The sequence below is a fragment of the Pseudomonas sp. NyZ201 genome (genome assembly GCF_049860765.1).
GTDB lineage: Bacteria > Pseudomonadota > Gammaproteobacteria > Pseudomonadales > Pseudomonadaceae > Aquipseudomonas > Aquipseudomonas bharatica.
Window position 1 is genome coordinate 4,546,010 of record NZ_CP187557.1, and the last position, 18,869, is coordinate 4,564,878.

The 18,869-nt window shown below is 62.7% G+C and carries 17 protein-coding genes, 5 tRNA genes and 1 riboswitch; of the genes, 7 read left to right on the forward strand and 15 right to left on the reverse strand.

Annotation, left to right across the window (positions count from 1 at the left end; genetic code table 11):
- Nucleotides 1–520: 520 nt before the first annotated feature.
- Nucleotides 521–1,870, forward strand: coding sequence for an amidohydrolase family protein (locus ACPFMA_RS20180; RefSeq protein WP_425928542.1), 1,350 nt, complete (start codon nt 521–523; stop codon nt 1,868–1,870).
- Complete coding sequence (locus tag ACPFMA_RS20185) at nt 1,867–2,310, forward strand: GlcG/HbpS family heme-binding protein (RefSeq protein WP_064301983.1); 444 nt, start codon at nt 1,867–1,869, stop codon at nt 2,308–2,310. The genes ACPFMA_RS20180 and ACPFMA_RS20185 overlap by 4 nt, the downstream gene beginning before the upstream one ends.
- Here the strand turns inward: ACPFMA_RS20185 and ACPFMA_RS20190 are convergent.
- Nucleotides 2,301–3,221: a LysR family transcriptional regulator gene (locus tag ACPFMA_RS20190; RefSeq protein ID WP_064301982.1), complete on the reverse strand. Its 921-nt coding sequence runs from the start codon at nt 3,219–3,221 to the stop codon at nt 2,301–2,303. The genes ACPFMA_RS20185 and ACPFMA_RS20190 overlap by 10 nt on opposite strands.
- A gap of 84 nt (nt 3,222–3,305) precedes the next feature.
- Entirely contained in the window at nt 3,306–4,217 is a 912-nt protein-coding gene (locus ACPFMA_RS20195; protein ID WP_425928543.1) for a LysR substrate-binding domain-containing protein, read from the reverse strand.
- An 82-nt stretch (nt 4,218–4,299) separates the two neighbouring features.
- Here ACPFMA_RS20195 and ACPFMA_RS20200 point away from each other — a divergent pair, with 82 nt between their 5' ends.
- Nucleotides 4,300–5,499: an MFS transporter gene (locus ACPFMA_RS20200; RefSeq protein ID WP_420058333.1), complete on the forward strand. Its 1,200-nt coding sequence runs from the start codon at nt 4,300–4,302 to the stop codon at nt 5,497–5,499.
- A 6-nt stretch (nt 5,500–5,505) separates the two neighbouring features.
- Nucleotides 5,506–6,267: an SDR family oxidoreductase gene (locus ACPFMA_RS20205; protein ID WP_420058334.1), complete on the forward strand. Its 762-nt coding sequence runs from the start codon at nt 5,506–5,508 to the stop codon at nt 6,265–6,267.
- 5 nt (nt 6,268–6,272) lie between these two features.
- Here ACPFMA_RS20205 and ACPFMA_RS20210 read toward each other — a convergent pair.
- Nucleotides 6,273–6,349: transfer RNA gene (locus ACPFMA_RS20210), tRNA-Arg, on the reverse strand.
- Nucleotides 6,350–6,656: 307 nt separating this feature from the next.
- On the opposite strand from ACPFMA_RS20210, the gene ACPFMA_RS20215 reads away from it, so the two are divergent.
- Nucleotides 6,657–6,854, forward strand: coding sequence for a hypothetical protein (locus ACPFMA_RS20215; RefSeq protein WP_158467722.1), 198 nt, complete (start codon nt 6,657–6,659; stop codon nt 6,852–6,854).
- Here ACPFMA_RS20215 and phnN read toward each other — a convergent pair.
- The gene (gene phnN, locus ACPFMA_RS20220; RefSeq protein WP_425928544.1) at nt 6,842–7,444 is read right to left on the reverse strand and encodes a phosphonate metabolism protein/1,5-bisphosphokinase (PRPP-forming) PhnN; all 603 of its coding nucleotides are present in this window, start codon (nt 7,442–7,444) and stop codon (nt 6,842–6,844) included. The two genes, ACPFMA_RS20215 and phnN, sit on opposite strands and share 13 nt — an antisense overlap.
- 338 nt (nt 7,445–7,782) lie before the next feature.
- On the opposite strand from phnN, the gene ACPFMA_RS20225 reads away from it, so the two are divergent.
- Nucleotides 7,783–8,109 (forward strand): Arc family DNA-binding protein, encoded by a 327-nt coding sequence (locus ACPFMA_RS20225; RefSeq protein ID WP_003254499.1) that lies wholly within the window; start codon nt 7,783–7,785, stop codon nt 8,107–8,109.
- Nucleotides 8,110–8,287: 178 nt separating this feature from the next.
- Here ACPFMA_RS20225 and mgtE read toward each other — a convergent pair whose 3' ends face one another.
- The 8 genes from mgtE to alaS form a co-directional block, all read right to left on the reverse strand.
- Nucleotides 8,288–9,730, reverse strand: coding sequence for a magnesium transporter (gene mgtE / locus ACPFMA_RS20230; RefSeq protein WP_009399023.1), 1,443 nt, complete (start codon nt 9,728–9,730; stop codon nt 8,288–8,290).
- A 375-nt stretch (nt 9,731–10,105) separates the two neighbouring features.
- Nucleotides 10,106–10,182: transfer RNA gene (locus ACPFMA_RS20235), tRNA-Arg, on the reverse strand.
- Between the two features lie 76 nt (nt 10,183–10,258).
- A tRNA-Arg gene (locus tag ACPFMA_RS20240) sits at nt 10,259–10,335 on the reverse strand.
- 76 nt (nt 10,336–10,411) lie between these two features.
- Nucleotides 10,412–10,488: transfer RNA gene (locus ACPFMA_RS20245), tRNA-Arg, on the reverse strand.
- A gap of 108 nt (nt 10,489–10,596) precedes the next feature.
- Nucleotides 10,597–10,687: transfer RNA gene (locus tag ACPFMA_RS20250), tRNA-Ser, on the reverse strand.
- A gap of 72 nt (nt 10,688–10,759) precedes the next feature.
- Nucleotides 10,760–10,948, reverse strand: a complete 189-nt coding sequence (gene csrA, locus ACPFMA_RS20255) for a carbon storage regulator CsrA (RefSeq protein WP_009399024.1) — start codon at nt 10,946–10,948, stop codon at nt 10,760–10,762.
- A gap of 168 nt (nt 10,949–11,116) precedes the next feature.
- Nucleotides 11,117–12,352, reverse strand: coding sequence for an aspartate kinase (locus tag ACPFMA_RS20260; RefSeq protein ID WP_009399025.1), 1,236 nt, complete (start codon nt 12,350–12,352; stop codon nt 11,117–11,119).
- Between the two features lie 87 nt (nt 12,353–12,439).
- Entirely contained in the window at nt 12,440–15,061 is a 2,622-nt protein-coding gene (alaS, locus tag ACPFMA_RS20265; protein WP_425928545.1) for an alanine--tRNA ligase, read from the reverse strand.
- A 227-nt stretch (nt 15,062–15,288) separates the two neighbouring features.
- Nucleotides 15,289–15,442, forward strand: a riboswitch (FMN riboswitch).
- A 94-nt stretch (nt 15,443–15,536) separates the two neighbouring features.
- Here alaS and ACPFMA_RS20270 point away from each other — a divergent pair.
- Entirely contained in the window at nt 15,537–16,043 is a 507-nt protein-coding gene (locus ACPFMA_RS20270; RefSeq protein ID WP_064301975.1) for a 6,7-dimethyl-8-ribityllumazine synthase, read from the forward strand.
- A 135-nt stretch (nt 16,044–16,178) separates the two neighbouring features.
- Here the strand turns inward: ACPFMA_RS20270 and astE are convergent, their stop codons facing one another.
- The 3 genes from astE to astB are packed head-to-tail and all read right to left on the reverse strand — an operon-like array spanning nt 16,179 to nt 18,855.
- Nucleotides 16,179–17,189 carry a succinylglutamate desuccinylase gene (gene astE, locus ACPFMA_RS20275; RefSeq protein WP_279897652.1) on the reverse strand — a complete coding sequence of 337 codons (1,011 nt, stop codon included), beginning with the start codon at nt 17,187–17,189 and terminating at the stop codon, nt 16,179–16,181.
- Nucleotides 17,190–17,200: 11 nt separating this feature from the next.
- Nucleotides 17,201–17,491: a hypothetical protein gene (locus ACPFMA_RS20280; protein WP_009399032.1), complete on the reverse strand. Its 291-nt coding sequence runs from the start codon at nt 17,489–17,491 to the stop codon at nt 17,201–17,203.
- Between the two features lie 14 nt (nt 17,492–17,505).
- Nucleotides 17,506–18,855, reverse strand: coding sequence for an N-succinylarginine dihydrolase (gene astB / locus ACPFMA_RS20285; RefSeq protein WP_425928546.1), 1,350 nt, complete (start codon nt 18,853–18,855; stop codon nt 17,506–17,508).
- Nucleotides 18,856–18,869: the final 14 nt, after the last annotated feature.

Sequence of the window (18,869 nt, forward strand, 5' to 3'; positions counted from 1 at the left end):
CCAGCGATTGCGATGGTGAATTCACTGCCGCTATCGCGGGTGAACCCGCTCCCACAGGGTGGACTGCGCCGGCCGCAGAATTCCGGCTCGACTCGACCGACTGCGGGAGCTGGCTTGCCAGCGATTGCGATGGTGAATTCACTGCCGCTATCGCGGGTGAACCCGCTCCCACAGGGTGGACTGCGCCGGCCGCAGAATTCCGGCTCGACTCGGTCGACTGTGGGAGCGGGTTTACCCGCGATGACGGTGGTGAGTCCACTACCGCTATCGCTGGCAAGCCAGCTCCCACAGGGTCCTGCGTCGACCACGGAATTCCGGCTCGAACCGATCGACTGTGGAAGCTGGCTTGCCAGCGATTGCGATGGTGAATTCACTGCCGCTATCGCGGGTGAACCCGCACACAGGGGGCCGCGCTGGACCTATCCATCCGGTCAATGCCTAGCCATCGACAGCATCTGATAGTCCCCACCAACACAGCCCCCTAGCCTGCGTCACAAACGACAAGACGAGGCACCACTCCATGACCGCCCTGCACCTGCACTGCGCAACCCTCTTCGACGGCACCGGCCTCGAACCCCGCCAGCACCAGACCCTGATCATCGAAAACGGCCAGATCCGCCACGTCGGCCCCAGCGCCCAGTCACCCCGTCCGCAACCCGGCGACCGCGAAGTCCATGGCCATTTCGTGATGCCCGGCCTGGTAGACGTGCATACCCACCTGGCCTTCGGCAATGCGCAAAGCGAGGAAGACATCGATATCTGGACCAGCGACGAATTCCGCGCCCTGCGTGGCCTGTTCTTCGCCCAGCACGTGCTGGCGGCTGGCGTGACGTCGATGGTCTGCCCCGGCGACAGTGGCCAGCTCAGCATCGCCGTACGCAACACCGTGGACGCCGGCTTGTTCGAAGGGCCACGCATTGCCGCCAGCAGCCGGGTGATCACCAACCGCCAGAGCCTCAACGACTGGTTTCCCAGCCGGGTTGGCGCACCGGAGTACTTCACCGCTGCCCTGGTCACCAGCCGCACCGAGGCCATTGCGCAGATCCGCAAGCAGGCCAAGGACGGCGTGGACCTGATCAAGATCGCCATGGACGGCACTCACCGCCGCGCCAACGGCGAGATCATCGCCGCCTTCACCGCCGACGAAACCCGCGAGATGGTCGAGGAAGCCCACCGCCTCGGCTGCCGGGTGGCGGCCCACGCCTACGGGCGTGAAGCGGTCATGTATGCGGCCAGGGCCGGGGTCGACCTGGTGTTCCATGCCTTCTACATGGACGACGCCTGTATCGAGGCGCTGCTCGAAGCAGGCAGCGTCCTCGCGCCAACCATGACCTTCCCGCAGAACACCGTGGACTTCTGCCAGGCCCATGACCCGGCCATCGCCACCGGCTATGCCGGCTACTGCGCTCGCACCCTGGAGTCGGGTACACCGGTGCTGAAACGAGCCAAGGCCGCCGGTGTCCCGTTCGCCTGCGGCAGTGACAGCGGCTTTGCCGTGACGCCTTATGGCGAGTGGCATGCCCGCGAGCTGGAACTGCTGGTACGACGCCTGGACTTCACCCCCGCCGAAGCACTGTTCGCCGCGACCCATGTCGGCGCGCGCCTGATGCCCCGTGGCGAAACCCTTGGCACCCTGGAATCGGGCAAGCAGGCCGACCTGCTGATCCTCGATGGTTCGCCGCTGGAAGATATCCGTATCCTCCAGGACCGCAGCCGCCTGCTGGCCGTGTACAAGGCCGGCGAACCGGTGAAGTTGCAGCGTACCGCCTACGACCCCAGGCAGGTATCGGACTTCAACTCCCTGAAGTGGACCGATCTCTACACCCGCGACCGCGTCGCCGAGCTGGGCAAATGGAGCCTGTGGACATGAGCACTCTCGACGTTGAAACGGCCGCGCGGCTGGCGGCGACCACCCTGCGCCAGGCCCGCGAGCTGGGCATCAAACCCCTGGCTGCGGCGGTACTGGACGCCGCCGGGCATCCACTGGCAGTGCTGCGTGACGAGCAGGCCAGTTTCCTCCGGCCGCGCATCGCCAGCGGCAAGGCCCGCGGCTGCCTGGGCATGGGCGTGGGCGGTCGGGAACTGGCACGACGCGCGCAGGCGATGCCGACGTTCTTCGATGCGATCAACAGCCTCACCGACGGCGAGGTGATCCCGATGCCCGGCGGGATCCTGCTGCGCGATACCCAGGGGCGGCTACTCGGGGCGATCGGCGTCAGCGGCGATAGCTCGGATAACGACGAACACTGTGCGCTGCTGGCGATTGCCGCTGTCGGCCTGCGGGGAGACACCGGCGACCCTCAAAGCTGAGCCGCCTGCTCCAGCAACAGCTGACGGAACCAGGCGAGCATCGGGTCCCCGGTCTGCTGCGGATGCCACTGCAGGGCCTGGGCAGCAGGCGGGAACTCGACAGGCGCCGGTAGCACCCGCAACGGATAACGCTGCGCCAGCGCCTCGGCCTGGCGGCGCAACAGCGTGGCGATACGCGGTGTGCCGACCACGAAATCGGCCATCAGGGCAAAGTTCTGCACGGTGGCCACCACCCTGCGCTCGATGCCGATGTCCCGCAGGTGCTGGGCCTCCAGGGAGAGCGTCTGCCCATCGGCGAACTCGCGCAGAACGTGTTCGCCTTCACGAAAGCGCGCCTCCGTCAGCGCCTGGCCAACCGGCCAATGTGCGGCGCAGACGATGCAGCACAATGCATCGTCGAGCAACGCGGCGTGGGGGTAGGCGGGATTGATCCGGCGTTGCGGCACGATCGCCAGGTCGCTGCGACGGTACTCCAGGGCTTCGGCGACCTGGTCGCCATCACGGGACCGGGACAGCTCGCGCACCACCAACGAAGCGCCGGGCGCGAGGCGGCGCAGCGCGCGGCTGACCGCAGGCATCAGGGTAGCCGCCACATAGTCCGAGGCCATCAGGGTGAAACGGCGCTCGCAGCGGGCCGGATCGAATTCGGCCGTGGTTTCCACCAGCGCGTCGGTCATCAGCAGCAGTTCGCGGACCCTGGGTGCCAACTGCCGGGCCAGCGCACTGGGCTGCAGTCCGCGGCCAACCGGGACCAGCAGCGGATCCTGGAAGTGCTCGCGCAAGCGCCCCAGGGCGGCACTGGTCGCCGACTGACCAAGGTTCAGGCGCTCGGCCGCCCTGCTGACGCTGCTTTCTTCGAGCAGGACATCGAGGGCGACGAGAAGGTTGAGATCGAGGCGGCGATAGCGCATGGACGGGTTATACCTCAACGTTGCCCGCACACGTCCTCGCGTTTAATGCTGCCAGGTATCGCCGTCGGCGATACCTGGCCTGGTTCAGGCCACTGTACCCGGGCCGCTGCCTCTTGCCTCTTCGAGCAACCAATCCACGAAGCCGGAAAGCAGTTGCGTCGGGTCGGCCCGACGCGGGAACAGGGCCACGTATCCGGTCCGGGAAACGCTGATGTCCGGCAGGGGCGTCATCAGCGTGCCGCGAGCGATGTCGATCTCCAGCATCGGCAGCGGCCCGATGCCGATTCCCAGACCGTCTTCCACGGCCTGGCGGGTCACGAAGAAATGATCGAAGGTTTGTCGCGGATGGCCTTCCAGGTGCTCCAGGCCGGCAGCTTCCAGCCAGCCCAGCCAGTCTCCGGCGCGGGTTTCGCTGGCCAGCCAGCGATGCCCTTCGATGTCGCCTGGCTCGCGGATCGGGCGCCGGGCAAACAACGCAGGACTCATGATCAGCGTGTCGTGGTCTTCCAGCAGTGGCACGACGTGGTGATGCGGCCACAGGTCCGGCCGGGCAGCGCCGCGCCGGATCGCGACGTCGACACCGCCGCGCAGGTCCTCCACCACGCTGGAAACCGTGGTGACCACCACTTCGATGTCCGGATGCCCGGCGTGATAGCGCTCGAGCCTGGGGATCAGCCAGCGCATCGCCAGGCTGGTGGGTGCACTGACCCGAAGGATGCGTCGCACGCTGGGCCTGCCGCAGGCTTCGGCCGCTACGGCGAGGCGATCCAGGGACAGGCCGACTTCAGCGGCAAAGACCCGGGCCAGCGGTGTGGCAACCATCCGCCGCCCCTCCTTGATGAACAGGCGCTGGCCCAACCAGTCTTCGAGCGTAGCGATCTGCTGGCTCACGGCCCCTTGGGTCACGCCCAGCTGCAGGGCAGCATCCGCGTAGCTACCCACCCGGGCCGCCACTTCGAAAACACGCAATGCGTTGAGAGGAGGAAGACGGCGCATCACTCGTTCCTATAGAAAATCTAATGTATTCCGTTAGGAGATATGGTTTGTGCAAGTTATCTAACGCATTCACCATCATTGCATGAATACTCAAACCCGGCTTCCAGTGATTCCCGGCGGCACGCCCGCAACCGCCTCACGCAGCTTGTCGGCAGCCTGCCTGACCCACGCCCTGCATGACGGCTACACCGATGCGCTGTATGTGTTCCTGCCAGTCTGGCAAGCGCAGTTCGGCCTCTCCTATGCCGGGCTGGCGGTTATCCGCGCGCTCTATTCCGCAACGATGGGCGGCCTGCAGATACCCGCCGACCGCGCATTGCGCAACTGGTCGCCGCGGGCGGCGCTGATACTCTCGACCGCACTGGCCTTGGCCGGCCTGCTGCTGATGGCCCTGCCCCTGGGCATGATCGGGCTTTGCGCGGGGCTTGTGCTGGCAGGCATTGGCTCGAGTATCCAGCATCCGCGCAGTTCGATGCTGGTCACCGAAACATACGGGGCAAATTCGCGGCGTCCCTTGGGTATCTACAACTTCTCCGGCGACCTGGGCAAAGCGCTGCTGCCGGCGCTGGTGGCGGTGCTGCTACCGGTTATCGACTGGCAAGCGGTGATGGTGCTGATGGCAGCGCTGGGCATCCTGCTGATCATGGCCCTGGCCAGGCTTGCACCAGCGACGCCGGTGCAAGCGCAGCGAGCCGCAACACGTGCCCCGGGGCGCGCCCAGGACGGTCGGGGCTTCGCAATCCTGGCCACGGTCGGCGCCCTGGATACCGCAACGCGCATGGGCTATCTGCTGTTCCTGCCCTTTCTCATCCAGGGCCGCGGTGGCGACTCGCCGACGATCGGGGTCGCCCTGGCCCTGCTCTTCATCGGTGGCGCATTCGGAAAATTCACCTTCGGCTGGCTTGGCGAGCGGATCGGCGTGGTGCGCTGCGTCATGCTCGCCGAGTGCGCAACGGCGCTATTGATCGCGGCGACGCTGGTCACTCCGCTGCTGCCGACACTGCTCCTGCTACCCGTGCTGGGGATCGTGCTCAACGGAACCTCGTCGGTTCTGTACGGCACCGTCCCGGAATTATCGAAAGGCGATACTGGACGCGCTTTCGCGGTGTTCTATACCTGCGTCATCGGCTCCGGCGGTATCGCCCCCATCCTTTTCGGTGCGATCGCCGACCTGAGCAGCCGAGGCACTGCGCTGCTGCTGACCGTGCTCACCGCACTGGCCGTCGTGCCCCTGGTGTCGACGCTGCGCCCGTATCTTCAGACCAGCCCAACTTCGAGGTAAGCATCGATGGACACGACTCCCCATGCCCCCGTCATGGTGATCACCGGCGCCAGCCGCGGCATAGGCGCGGCAACGGCCAGACTTGCCGCCACGCGCGGCTACGACGTGGTCATCAGCTACGTTTCCAATGAAGCGGCCGCCCAGGCCGTGGCCCAGGAGGTGCGCGCCGCTGGCCGCCAGGCGCTGCCCGTGTGCGCAGACAGCGCAGACCCGGAACAGGTCGCCCGGCTTTTCGCCGCGGTCGACGAGACCTTTGGCCGACTCGATGTGCTGGTCAACAATGCCGGGATCATTGCCCGGCAGTCACGCCTGGAGGATCTGGATATCGAGCGGATACGACGGATCTTCGCCGTCAACGCCATCGGCCCGATACTCTGTGCGCAGCAAGCGGTCAAACGCATGTCCCAGCGCCATGGCGGCGCTGGCGGCGTGGTGGTCAATGTATCCTCGGCAGCGGCCAGGCTCGGCAGCCCGAACGAATACGTGGACTACGCCGCCTCCAAGGGTGCACTGGAAACCTTCACCACCGGCCTAGCCAAGGAAGTTGCCGGGGAAGGCATTCGCGTCAATTGCGTTCGGGCCGGCCACATCTATACCGAAATGCACGCCAGCGGCGGGGAGCCAGGACGGGTAGACAGGGTCAAGCACACGATTCCGCTAGGCCGGGGTGGCCAGCCGGAAGAGATCGCGCAGGCCATTCTCTGGCTGGCAAGCAGCGAAGCGTCATTCGTGACCGGGGCGTTTCTGGATGCGACAGGGGGGAAATGAAGGGGTGGTGTCCCAGGGCAGGTTCGAACTGCCAACCTTCCCCTTAGGAGGGGGATGCTCTATCCAATTGAGCTACTGAGACCCTGAGCCGATGACGGGCGTCACGCGGCGGAAGGCGTGCATGTTAACCAGACGGGAGGTATTTGTCATTCCATGGATCGGGCTTTTTGCCTGCCCGAATCCACAAGCTGCGTGCAGGCTTCGTGCAATTTGCAACGGAGCATAAGGCCATCATTGCATGATGCACGGAAGAGCCCTGCTCTAATTAACGTAACTTGTTGATTTTAAAAGATAAAATAAAAATATTCAGATGGCACGCGGCATGCTGAAAGGAAGATAACGGAAAGGAAGATAACGGAATGTACCCACCCAACAGCCGGATCACGCCCATGACTCACGCCCTGCTCGCCTTGAATGCCCTGGCCCTGACCGCCGTGATTGCCATGGGCCTGTTGCCCGCGAAGACGCCGGTCCATTCGCTGGAATACCGCACTTCGATGCAGGCGCGTCCTGCGGTCATGGGTGAGGCAGAAACCACGCTGACGCAGCAGGTCAAGGTGAACGCGCAGGAACGCTACGCTTTCTGAGTCGGCAAGCCAGCTTCGCGCAAGATATCCAAAAGGCGCTGCGCCGCATCGGCCAGGCTGGTGGAGTTATCCAGGTAATGCACATCGGCGCCCAGACCGCCTGAAACCAGGGCGTTGCGCGCCAGACGGGCTTCGATTTCCTCTGCGGATTCCCGCCCGCGATTCTTCAGGCGCCGAGCCAGCACCGCGGCAGAAACGGTGATCAACACCGGCAGCAGGTGCGGATATCTGCTGCGAGCCTCTTGCAGGTTGGCCCGAGAGCCGTTGACCAATACCCACTGGCCAGCGGCAAGCCAACGATCCATCTCCACAGGAATGCCATAACTGAGGCCGTTGGCCTGCCAGTCCAGGGCGAATCCGCCCTGCTCCCGTAGCGCCTGGAATTGCTGAAGCGATACACTGTGCGCCGCTTCGCCCACGGCCTCGGCGGAGCGGGTGATCACCCGCCGCACCACAACCACGCCCAGCGCCTGGAGCGCCGGCCTGGCCTGATCGATGATGCTGTCCTTGCCGGAACCGGATGGCCCCATCAGGTAGATCAATCTCCCGCCGGCCCGGGGTGGGGTCTCGCCCCTTGCGTCATGCTGCATAGCCACTATGCTCATAGATAGGAAAAGCGCAGGTATTTTAGGCGCTTTCCGTTACCTTTTCGCTGGTCTGCGTCGACAGTCAAAAAGGTGGCTGGATCGGGAAGGCGGGAATTGAAACTTTTCAAACCAGTGCTCATTTCTGATAATTGGTACTGGCAAAAAGCCTCCACCCGGTTCAATATTTGTCACAGAATTGACGCCAAGGAACCGGCGACAATGAGGCATTATTGCGACCTCATTCACAATTCAGGTTGAACATTTGACCGTATCGATGGTCCTAGTCTCATCGCGCGGCCAACTTCAAGAACCGCTCCCCCTGAACTAAACCGGTCAATTATATGCGCCCAATGAAACAGGCTATCTACTCAAGCCGAACCGCAGACAAATTCGTCGTCCGCCTGCCAGACGGAATGCGTGAGCGCATTGCCGAGGTTGCGCGTAACCACCACCGCAGCATGAACTCCGAGATCATTGCCCGCCTGGAACAGAGCCTGATCCAGGAAGGTGCACTGGGCGACGAACTGAGCATGCGCCTGGACAGCCCGGAACTGTCCCTGCATGAGCGCGAGCTGCTGCAACGCTTCCGCCAACTGTCCCACCGCCAGCAGAACGCGCTGGTTGCCCTGATCGCCCATGACGTCGAGATGGCAGCGGACGCTTCCTGATCGTCCCGACTGACTTCGGTTCAAAACAAAACGCCCGGCGCAATCGATTGCACCGGGCGTTTTGCTTTCTGGATCCTGGGTGTTGCTGAACCCTGTGGGAGCTGGCTTGCCAGCGATGAGGCCGGGACAGACAACAAAAAAGCCAGCGCGAAGCTGGCTCACTTGATTCAACGATGGCTTACAGCAGGAACAGGGTGGCCAGCCCCAGGAAGATGAAGAAGCCACCGCTGTCGGTCACCGCCGTGATCATCACGCTGGAGCCCATTGCCGGGTCGCGACCGAGGCGCGTAAGCGTCATCGGGATAAACACCCCCATGAACGCTGCCAGCAGCAGGTTGAGGGTCATTGCAGCGGTCATCACCACCCCTAGCGACCAACTGCCATAGAGCAGGAAGGCCACCACCCCGATAACGCCACCCCAGATGAGGCCGTTGAGCAGCGATACCGCCAGCTCCTTGCGCATCAAGCGGGTAGTGTTGCCCGGAGTGACCTGGTCGAGCGCCATGGCACGGACGATCATGGTGATGGTCTGGTTGCCGGAATTGCCGCCGATACCGGCCACGATCGGCATCAACGCCGCAAGAGCCACCAATTTCTCGATCGAGCCTTCGAACAGGCCGATCACCCGGGACGCCACGAAGGCAGTGATCAGGTTGATTGCCAGCCAGGCCCAGCGGTTGCGCAGCGAGCGCCAGACCGAGGCGAAGATGTCTTCCTCTTCGCGCAGACCGGCCATGTTCAGCACTTCGGTTTCGCTTTCTTCGCGGATCAGGTCGACCATTTCGTCGATGGTCAGACGACCGATCAGGCGGTCGTTCTTGTCCACTACCGGAGCCGAAACCAGGTCGTAGCGCTCGAACGCCTGGGCTGCGTCGTAGGCGTCCTCGTCAGGGTGGAAACTGACCGGATCGTCGGCCATGACCTCGGCGACCTGCTTGTCCGGGTCATTGACCAACAGACGCTTGATCGGCAACACACCTTTGAGGATGCCGTCGTAATCGACGACGAACAGCTTGTCGGTATGGTTGGGCAATTCCTTGAGCCGGCGCAGGTAGCGCAGGACCACTTCGAGGCTGACATCTTCGCGGATGGTGACCATCTCGAAGTCCATCAGCGCACCGACCTGCTCCTCGTCATAGCTCAATGCCGAGCGCACCCGCTCGCGTTGCTGGGCGTCGAGGCTTTCCATGAGTTCGTGGACGACATCCCGGGGCAGCTCGGGAGCAAGGTCGGCCAGTTCGTCGGCGTCCATCTCCTTGGCCGCGGCGAGCAACTCGTGATCGTCCATGTCGGCGATCAGGGTTTCACGCACCGAGTCGGAGACTTCAAGAAGGATATCGCCGTCGCGCTCTGCCTTGACCAACTGCCATACGGTCAGGCGGTCGTCCAGGGGCAAGGCTTCGAGAATATGGGCAACGTCGGCGGAGTGCAGGTCATCGAGCTTGCGTTGCAGCTCGACGAGGTGCTGCCGGTGGACGAAGCTTTCCACGTGATCGTTGTGGGCGCCTTCCTGACGGTGGGTCAGGTCTTCGACCAGGCGCTGGCGCTGCAGCAGCTCGACCACCTGGGCCAGGCGGTCCTGCAGGCTTTCCTGCGTTTTTTTTGCTTCGATTTCAGTCATAGGCGAACTCCACTCCCAGCAGCGGAGCACGCCGGGAGATCAATCAGTCACATCGTGATTGGCAAAACAGGCTTTTAAGTAACTACTGGGTAAGTCCATGGTGGTATTCCACAAGCCCCGGCGGGGCTGACGGGCGCAATCATACACCGCTTGAGCTGCCAGGGGCTGAAAATCTCGGTGAAAACAATCGTTTGCGGAAATGACGAAGGCAAACTCCCGAATCCATCAATGCGACGGCCAGTGCCCGAAAAAGAGCACATCCACTCCCTGAAAAATTAGCACGCGCCGGCGACGCCTGGATGACAAATCATTTATCGGGATCAACACATTGCGGAAAACAAAAAGCCCGCCATTAAGGCGGGCTCTTCGTCTATATGGTGCACTCGACAGGATTCGAACCTGTGACCGCTCGGTTCGTAGCCGAGTACTCTATCCAGCTGAGCTACGAGTGCAAGGTTGGCGCTTGATGAACCAGATCACCTCTGGTGTATCCGAAACAACTTCCAGAGGAAACGGCTTCTTGGATTATGGTGCACTCGACAGGATTCGAACCTGTGACCGCTCGGTTCGTAGCCGAGTACTCTATCCAGCTGAGCTACGAGTGCAGGGTTGGTACTTGATGGACCAGATCACCTCTGGTTGAAGCCGAAGCAGATTTCAATGAAACCTGCTTCTTCTATATGGTGCACTCGACAGGATTCGAACCTGTGACCGCTCGGTTCGTAGCCGAGTACTCTATCCAGCTGAGCTACGAGTGCATTTGAAGCCGCGCATTATAGTTCGCTAAATCTTTTTGGCAATCACTTTTTCGTTTAATTTCAACTACTTAGCGATTCATGCCAGATTACATCGCCCTACATGAATAATGGCGGAGAAGGGGGGATTCGAACCCCCGATACCCTTGTGAGGTATACTCCCTTAGCAGGGGAGCGCCTTCGGCCACTCGGCCACCTCTCCGCAACACGGGGCGTATAATAACCAGAGCCTTCCCCGTTTGCAAACTCTTTTTTGAAAAAAAAACGAGAAAAATTAAAGGGTTGGTTCTTCGTCCTTCTCTTTCTTGATCCGCAGATAGATTTCCTCGCGGTGCACAGCCACTTCCTTCGGTGCGTTGACGCCAATGCGCACCTGGTTTCCTTTGACGCCGAGCACGGTCACGGTAATTTCGCCATCGCCAATAATCAGGCTTTCGGCACACCGACGAGTCAGAATCAGCATACGTTACTCCTCACGGGATTCAGTTCAGGGACAACAGTCTGTAGGTAAAGCGGGCTCGGGACTGCAACCAGGACGGTTGCCGGCCTCTGCCGGAGTATTGACCAGGGTGTGAAGGGGCACACAGGTCGAAAAAAGGAGCGCGGCCTGGCCGCGCCCCCGGGACACCGCTTATTCGCCCGAACGGGCCGGAGCGTCCAGCTCGAAGGCGGTATGCAGAGCGCGTACGGCCAGCTCCAGGTACTTCTCTTCGATCACCACCGAAACCTTGATCTCCGAGGTGGAGATCATCTGGATGTTGATGCTCTCCTTGGCCAGGGCTTCGAACATGCGGCTGGCGACGCCCGCGTGGGAGCGCATGCCGACACCGACGATGGAAACCTTGGCGATCTTGGTGTCGCCGATCACTTCACGGGCACCGATCTGGCTGGCGGTGTTTTCCAGCACCTGCTGCGCCTTGGCGTAGTCGTTGCGGTGCACGGTGAAGGTGAAGTCGGTGGTGTTATCGTGCGAAACGTTCTGCACGATCATGTCGACTTCGATATTGGCGGCGCTGATCGGGCCGAGGATCTTGAAAGCCACGCCCGGAGTGTCCGGTACGCCACGGATGGTCAGCTTGGCTTCATCGCGGTTGAAGGCGATGCCGGAAATGATCGGCTGTTCCATGGATTCCTCTTCATCAATGGTAATGAGGGTACCCGGACCCTCCTGGAAGCTGTGCAGCACGCGCAGCGGAACGTTGTACTTGCCGGCGAACTCGACGGCACGGATCTGCAGGACCTTGGAACCGAGGCTGGCCATTTCCAGCATCTCTTCGAAGGTGATCTTGTCCAGGCGCTGGGCCTGGGATACCACGCGCGGGTCGGTGGTGTAGACACCGTCGACATCGGTGTAGATCTGGCACTCGTCAGCCTTCAGGGCCGCCGCCAGGGCCACGCCGGTGGTGTCGGAACCACCGCGACCGAGGGTGGTGATGTTGCCTTGCTCGTCGACGCCCTGGAAACCGGCGACCACGACCACGCGGCCGGCCTTGAGGTCGCCACGGATCTTCTGGTCGTCGATTTGCAGGATGCGCGCCTTGTTGTGCGCGCTGTCGGTGAGGATCCGCACCTGATTGCCGGTATACGACACCGCCGGGATGCCGCGCTTGATCAGTGCCATGGCGAGCAAGGCAATGGTCACCTGCTCACCGGTGGACACGATCACGTCCAGTTCGCGTGGAACCGGCTGATCGCTGATCTGCTTGGCAAGGTCGATCAGGCGGTTGGTTTCACCGCTCATCGCCGACAGTACAACCACCAGGTCATCGCCGGCTTCGCGGAATTTCTTGACCTTTTCGGCTACCTGCTCGATTCGCTCGATTGTGCCGACCGAGGTACCGCCAAATTTCTGTACGATCAACGCCATTTCAAAGCCGCCTCAGCCCGTGAAGGGCACCCAATAAACAAAACACAACGCCGACGGCCCGCTACTAGACAACGGGCCGTCGGCGCCTCAGACACCCTGCTCTGCGAATGGCACGGCCAGGGCCAGTGCGCCGTCCAGCGCTGCGGCGTCCACGCCACCACCTTGCGCCATGTCCGGACGACCGCCACCCTTGCCACCCACCGCCGCAGCGGCTTGCTTCATCAAATCCCCGGCTTTGAGTTGGCCGGTGAGGTCCTTGGTCACGCCGGCGACCAGTACGACCTTCTCTTCGTGGACACTGCCGAGCAGGATCACTGCGCGGCCGAGCTTGTTCTTCAATTGATCGACCAGGGCCAGCAGGGCCTTGCCGTCCTGGCCGTCCAGGCGTGCAGCCAGGACCTTGACGCCCTTGACGTCCACCGCACTGTTGGCGAGATCGTCGCCGGCGGCGCTGGCAGCCTTGGCCTGCAGTTGCTCCAGCTGTTTTTCCAGCTGGCGGTTGCGCTCCAGCACGGCCGACAGCTTGTCGATCAGGTTGTCGCGGCTGCCCTTGACCAGTTGCGCGGCTTCCTTGAGCTGTTCTTCGGCGCCATTGAGGTAGGCCAGTGCCGCAGCACCGGTGACCGCCTCGATACGACGCACGCCGGAGGCCACGCCACCTTCGCTGACGATCTTGAGCAGGCCGATATCACCGGTACGCTTGGCGTGGATACCACCGCACAGCTCGACCGAGAAGTCGCCCATGCTCAGGACCCGCACGCTGTCGCCGTATTTCTCGCCGAACAGGGCCATGGCGCCCTTCTGCTTGGCGGTGTCGATATCGGTCTCTTCGGTCTGCACCTCGGAGTTCTTGCGGATTTCGCGGTTGACGATCTCTTCCAGGGCCTTGATCTGCTCTGGCTTGACCGCCTCCGGATGGCTGAAGTCGAAACGCAGGCGCTGGCTGTTCACCAGCGAGCCCTTCTGCTGTACGTGCTCGCCCAGGACCTGGCGCAGCGCAGCGTGCAGCAGGTGGGTCGCGGAGTGGTTCAGCGCCGTGGCCTTCTGCACATCGGCATCGACCCTGGCCTCGACCTGGGCACCGACCACGAGCTTGCCGCTGGCGATCACCCCGTGGTGCAGGAAGGCACCGCCGGTCTTGGTGGTGTCGCGCACGTCGAAACGCGCGGCGCCAGCCTGCAGGTAGCCGGTGTCGCCGATCTGGCCACCGGACTCCGCGTAGAACGGCGTACGGTCGAGGATGACCACGCCCTCCTCGCCTTCGCCCAGTTGCTCGACCGACTGGCCATCCTTGTACAGGGCGACGATCTTCGCGCTGCCTTCGGTAGCGCTGTAGCCGAGGAACTCGGTGTCCACGTCGACCTTGACCAGGCTGTTGTAGTCCAGGCCGAAGGCGCTGGCAGAGCGGGCGCGCTCGCGCTGCGCTTCCATCTCGCGCTCGAAGCCTTCCTCGTCGATGCTCAGCTCGCGCTCGCGGGCGATGTCGGCAGTCAGGTCCATCGGGAAGCCGTAGGTGTCGTACAGCTTGAAGACCACTTCGCCGGGAATGACGTTGCCCTTGAGGTCGGCCAGGTCCTGTTCGAGGATCTTCAGGCCCTGCTCCAGGGTCTTGGCGAACTGCTCTTCCTCGGTCTTCAGCACACGCTCGATATGCGCCTGCTGGGCTTTCAGCTCGGGGAAGGCGTCGCCCATCTCGGCCACCAGCGCCGCGACGATCTGGTAGAAGAAGCTGCCCTTGGCGCCGAGCTTGTTACCGTGGCGGCAAGCGCGACGAATGATGCGGCGCAGCACGTAGCCGCGACCTTCGTTGGACGGCACCACGCCGTCGGCGATCAGGAAGCCGCAGGAACGGATATGGTCGGCCACCACTTTCAGCGAAGGCTGGCCTTCGTCGGTGCAGCCAATGGCCTTGGCCGAAGCGGCCAGCAGGCTCTGGAACAGGTCGATCTCGTAGTTCGAGTGGACGTGCTGCAGGACCGCGCTGATGCGCTCCAGGCCCATGCCGGTGTCCACCGATGGCGCCGGCAGGGGGTGCAGGACACCATCCGCGGTGCGGTTGAACTGCATGAAGACGTTGTTCCAGATCTCGATGTAGCGGTCGCCGTCTTCTTCCGGCGAGCCGGGTGGGCCGCCCCAGATGTCGGCGCCGTGATCGTAGAAGATCTCGGTGCACGGACCGCACGGGCCGGTGTCGCCCATGGTCCAGAAGTTGTCGGACGCGTATGGCGCACCCTTGTTGTCGCCGATGCGGACCATGCGCTCGGCGGGGACGCCGACTTCCTTGGTCCAGATGTCATAGGCCTCGTCGTCGGTCGCGTAGACGGTGACCCAAAGCTTGTCCTTCGGCAGATTCAGCCACTTTTCGGAGGTCAGGAAGGTCCAGGCGAAGGTGATCGCATCGCGCTTGAAATAGTCACCGAAGCTGAAGTTGCCCAGCATTTCGAAGAAGGTATGGTGGCGCGCGGTGTAGCCGACGTTTTCCAGGTCGTTGTGCTTGCCGCCGGCACGCACGCATTTCTGGCTGCTCACCGCGCGGGTGTATGCGCGCTTTTCCTGGCCGAGGAAGCAGTCCTTGAACTGGTTCATCCCGGCGTTGGTGAACAGCAGGGTCGGGTCGTTGCCCGGGATCAGGGAGCTGGAGGCGACTCGGGTGTGTCCCTGCTCTTCGAAGAATCGAAGGAAGGCTTCACGGATTTCTGCGCTTTTCATAGGTTCTTCCACGGAAACGGCGGCCTGAGGCAAAAGTGCGCGTCAAATGACGAAAACGACGGCAAAGGGCCGCATTATAGCCAGCCTGCGTGCCAGTTGTAGTGGGTTTATACGATGCAAAGGCCCATTCACGGATGAAAAGAAGGTTAATCGAGGCGATTTGCTTAGCAGGCTATGCGTTCATCGGAAAACTGTGTTACAAAAAGCCCGGCCATCACCCATGATGGCAACGTTCTCAGGGCGGGGTGCAATTCCCCACCGGCGGTAATTGCGCCCAGCGCGCATAGCCCGCGAGCGCTTGCAGGCAAGGCTTTGCAAGGTCAGCAGACCCGGTGTGATCCCGGGGCCGACGGTCACAGTCCGGATAAAGAGAGAACGGGATAGGCACCTTGTGTCCGTTCGTCCGCATTTTCGCGAGCGACCATCCCTTTCGATCCAGATGCCCTGTTTCTTATACAAACAGGAGTCCGTTTCAATGCAAGCAACCCCAATCGACAGCAAAGCCCACGGCAACGAGCGTATCGCCTTCGTCCAGGCTTGCTGGCACAAGGATATTGTCGATCAGAGCCGCAAGGGCTTCGTCGAGCAGATGGCCAAGCATGGCTATCAGGCTGGTGATATCGATTTCTACGAAGTCGGCGGCGCCTTCGAGATTCCGCTGCACGCCAAGCTGCTGGCGCGCACTGGCCGTTATGCTGCGATCGTCGCGGCCGGGCTGGTGGTGGATGGCGGCCTGTATCGCCATGAGTTCGTTGCCCAATCGGTGATCAGCGGGCTGATGCAGGTACAACTCGAGACAGAAGTACCGGTGTTCTCGGTGGTACTGACCCCCCACCACTTCCATGCCGGCGACGAGCACCAGAAATTCTTCTTCGAGCACTTCGTGCTCAAGGGCGAGGAAGCGGCGAATACCTGTGCCGATACCTTGTTGAAACTGCGGGCATTGCGCCGCAACGAAGTGCCGCAGAAGGTGGCGGTGTAAATGAAGAAGGCCGCGGTTGATACCGCGGCCTTCTTGGTTGTCTGTTCCGGCCTCATCGCTGGCAAGCCAGCTCCCACAGGGTTCTGCAGCGACGCGGACCCTGTGGGAGTTGGCTTGCCAGCGATGAAACCGGTACTACTGGCCTAGTCCTTCAGCCGAAGCCGGAACGATCAGGATCCCCGCCCGCAGTCCATTCTTCACCTTGGGATTGGGGAAAATGATCCTCGCCCCCTCCTCCTCCACGATCCAGCGCGTCTCGGCCAGATCCTCGGCCAGCAGATAGCCCTTGGACAACTCCGAGAAGTTCTCGATGTCCGCTGGCAGGTGCAGGTGGAAGCTGTCGCTGTGCTTGATGATCTCGCGAGCGACACTGAACAGTTGCAGGCCGTCCAGCTCTTCGGCCGGCACCGGCTCGTTGCCCTCGATGATCTGGATGAGCCGGGTCTCCAGAAGGTCGAGGTTGACCTGCTGGTTCTGCCCGAACGGCCGTGCCTTGCCCAGTTCCAGAGTGAAGGACTCGGCGCCCAGTTGCTCGTAGGTGTAGGCAGTGAAGGTGATCGAGGTCTTGCTCTGCAACAGCACCGCCTCCATGCCGGCAGCCCGCAGGCGCGCCAGCTCGCGGCGGGAATGCTGGCGCCCTTCCTTGTAGGGATAGAGCGCGAACTGCTCGATCTTCGATCCACGGATCGCGGTGTGCAGGTCGTAGTGCAACCGGGTACGCCCCGGAATGCTGAAAAAGGTCGCTGCCAGATGCTCCAGGTCCCCGGCGCGCAGGGCCTCCGGACCGCTGGACAGTTCATGCCGCCCGTTGAACAGGCGATTCACGTCCTGCTCGATATAGCGCTCGCCCTTGCGCATCGCCTCGGGGTTGCCGAACAGGAACAGGACCCGGGCCCTCGGGTGGATCTCGCCCTTGGCGATCCGCCCGAGCAGATCGTCGAGCAATTCGATGGGCGCGGTCTCGTTGCCGTGGATACCGGCGGACAACAGCAGGTCCAGGCCGTTGTCCTGAGACTCCGGCGGCCGCACCTCCAGCGCGCCCTCGGCAAGCCAGCGCAAGCGTACGCCCTGCACCGTGGCCTGGGTCTTCTCGGCCGGCTCGCGTTCGAACAGGGTCAGATCAAGCAGTTTGCCGAGGGAGAGCATGGGGCGATTCCTTAGTGATGATGTCCGCAATCGGGACCATGGACGTGATCGTCATCGTCGCCGACATCCGCCGGCTCCATTTCCAGTTGCAGGCTGACCAGGTTGGTCGCCAGCGGACGCAGCAGCAGGTTGGCGTACTCGGTATCGCCTTCCTCGACATCGACGCCGATCAGCAACTGCCCGCGGCCGTCCTGCTGGATCCACACTTCCTTGCCCTGCCAGATCACCGCAAAGCGGTTGGTGGAGGCTTCGCGCTGGTTGCCATCTTCGTCTTCAAGGATCAGTTGCAGGGCGTCGGACATTTTCGGGTGCTCTTTCAGGGGTTGAGTTGGAACGGATAGACCGAACCCAGCTTGAGGATATGGGTCAGCTCATCCAGCGCCGTACGGCATTCCACCAGCAACTGCGGGTCGGCCAGGTCGTTTTCGACGAGGCGGTCGCGGTAGTGCCTGTCGACCCATTGGGTCAGGGTGTCGTACAACGGGGCGGTCATGATAACCCCTGGATTGACCGCCGCCAGTTCCGTTTCATTGAGCGCGACACGCAGCCGCAGGCAAGCCGGGCCACCACCGTTCTGCATGCTCTGCTTGAGGTCGAATACCCGCACCTCGGAAATCGTGCCGCCCTGGCTGGCCAGGCTGTTCAGGTAGGCCCAGACCCGCTCGTTGTTGCGGCATTCCTCCGGCACCACCAGCAGCATGGAACCGTCGTCGCGGCTCAGCAACTGGCTGTTGAACAGATAGGAACGCACCGCATCCTCCACCGTCACCTGGGCCCGCGGCACGCAGATCGCCTTGAAATTGCCGCCGCGCCTGGCCAGTTTGTCCTTCAGTTCGGCGAGCACGCGCTCGGTCTCGAGGAAGGCATCCTCGTGGTAGAACAGCACCTCGCCATTGCCCACGGCGATCACATCGTTATGGAACACGCCCTGGTCGATCACCGCCGGATTCTGCTGAGCATAGACCACGCCGTCATCGCTCAGGCCGTGCAGGCGGGCCACGGCTTGCGAGGCTTCCAGGGTCTGGCGCGCCGGGTACTTCTGCGGCGCAGGGTAGCGGGTGTCGAACGCGCTGCGGCCGAAGACGAAGAACTCGACCCCCGGTTCGCCGTAGGCACGGCAGAAGCGGGTGTGGTTGGCCGCGCCTTCGTCACCGAACTGGGCAACCGCCGGCAACGCCGCGTGGTGGGCGAAGTACTGCTGATTGGCGAACATGGCGCCCAGCACCCGGCTGGTGGTCGGGTGCTCGATGCTGCGGTGGTACTTGCAGTTCAGGTTGGCCGCGGTGAAATGCACGCGACCGTCGGCGGTGTCGGCGCTCGGGCTGACGGTGGCGGCGTTGGCAACCCACATGCTCGACGCCGAGCAACTCGCCACCAGCAGCGGCATGGCGTCTTTCGCCGCGCGCTGGATCACCTCGGCATCGCTGCCGCTGAAGCCGAGGCGACGCAGCGCCGCCACGTCCGGGCGCTCCTGCGGCGCCAGCACGCCCTGCTTGAAGCCCATGTCGGCCAGGGCCTTCATCTTGGCCAGGCCCTGACGCGCCGCTTCCCGCGGGTTGGAACCCTGCTGGCTGTTGCTTTGCGAGGCCACGTTGCCGTAGGACAGGCCGCCGTAGTTATGGGTCGGTCCGACCAACCCATCAAAATTCACTTCAAACGATTTCATCGGTCAAGGCTCCG

Excerpts from the sequence above, each read along its gene's own strand:
- ACPFMA_RS20180 (WP_425928542.1), top strand. The coding sequence starts at position 521 with ATGACCGCCCTGCACCTGCACTGCGCAACCCTCTTCGACGGCACCGGC.
- ACPFMA_RS20185 (WP_064301983.1), top strand. The coding sequence starts at position 1,867 with ATGAGCACTCTCGACGTTGAAACGGCCGCGCGGCTGGCGGCGACCACC.
- ACPFMA_RS20190 (WP_064301982.1), bottom strand. The coding sequence starts at position 3,221 with ATGCGCTATCGCCGCCTCGATCTCAACCTTCTCGTCGCCCTCGATGTC.
- ACPFMA_RS20195 (WP_425928543.1), bottom strand. The coding sequence starts at position 4,217 with ATGCGCCGTCTTCCTCCTCTCAACGCATTGCGTGTTTTCGAAGTGGCG.
- ACPFMA_RS20200 (WP_420058333.1), top strand. The coding sequence starts at position 4,300 with ATGAATACTCAAACCCGGCTTCCAGTGATTCCCGGCGGCACGCCCGCA.
- ACPFMA_RS20205 (WP_420058334.1), top strand. The coding sequence starts at position 5,506 with ATGGACACGACTCCCCATGCCCCCGTCATGGTGATCACCGGCGCCAGC.
- ACPFMA_RS20215 (WP_158467722.1), top strand. The coding sequence starts at position 6,657 with ATGACTCACGCCCTGCTCGCCTTGAATGCCCTGGCCCTGACCGCCGTG.
- phnN (WP_425928544.1), bottom strand. The coding sequence starts at position 7,444 with ATGCAGCATGACGCAAGGGGCGAGACCCCACCCCGGGCCGGCGGGAGA.
- ACPFMA_RS20225 (WP_003254499.1), top strand. The coding sequence starts at position 7,783 with ATGCGCCCAATGAAACAGGCTATCTACTCAAGCCGAACCGCAGACAAA.
- mgtE (WP_009399023.1), bottom strand. The coding sequence starts at position 9,730 with ATGACTGAAATCGAAGCAAAAAAAACGCAGGAAAGCCTGCAGGACCGC.
- csrA (WP_009399024.1), bottom strand. The coding sequence starts at position 10,948 with ATGCTGATTCTGACTCGTCGGTGTGCCGAAAGCCTGATTATTGGCGAT.
- ACPFMA_RS20260 (WP_009399025.1), bottom strand. The coding sequence starts at position 12,352 with ATGGCGTTGATCGTACAGAAATTTGGCGGTACCTCGGTCGGCACAATC.
- alaS (WP_425928545.1), bottom strand. The coding sequence starts at position 15,061 with ATGAAAAGCGCAGAAATCCGTGAAGCCTTCCTTCGATTCTTCGAAGAG.
- ACPFMA_RS20270 (WP_064301975.1), top strand. The coding sequence starts at position 15,537 with ATGCAAGCAACCCCAATCGACAGCAAAGCCCACGGCAACGAGCGTATC.
- astE (WP_279897652.1), bottom strand. The coding sequence starts at position 17,189 with ATGCTCTCCCTCGGCAAACTGCTTGATCTGACCCTGTTCGAACGCGAG.
- ACPFMA_RS20280 (WP_009399032.1), bottom strand. The coding sequence starts at position 17,491 with ATGTCCGACGCCCTGCAACTGATCCTTGAAGACGAAGATGGCAACCAG.
- astB (WP_425928546.1), bottom strand. The coding sequence starts at position 18,855 with ATGAAATCGTTTGAAGTGAATTTTGATGGGTTGGTCGGACCGACCCAT.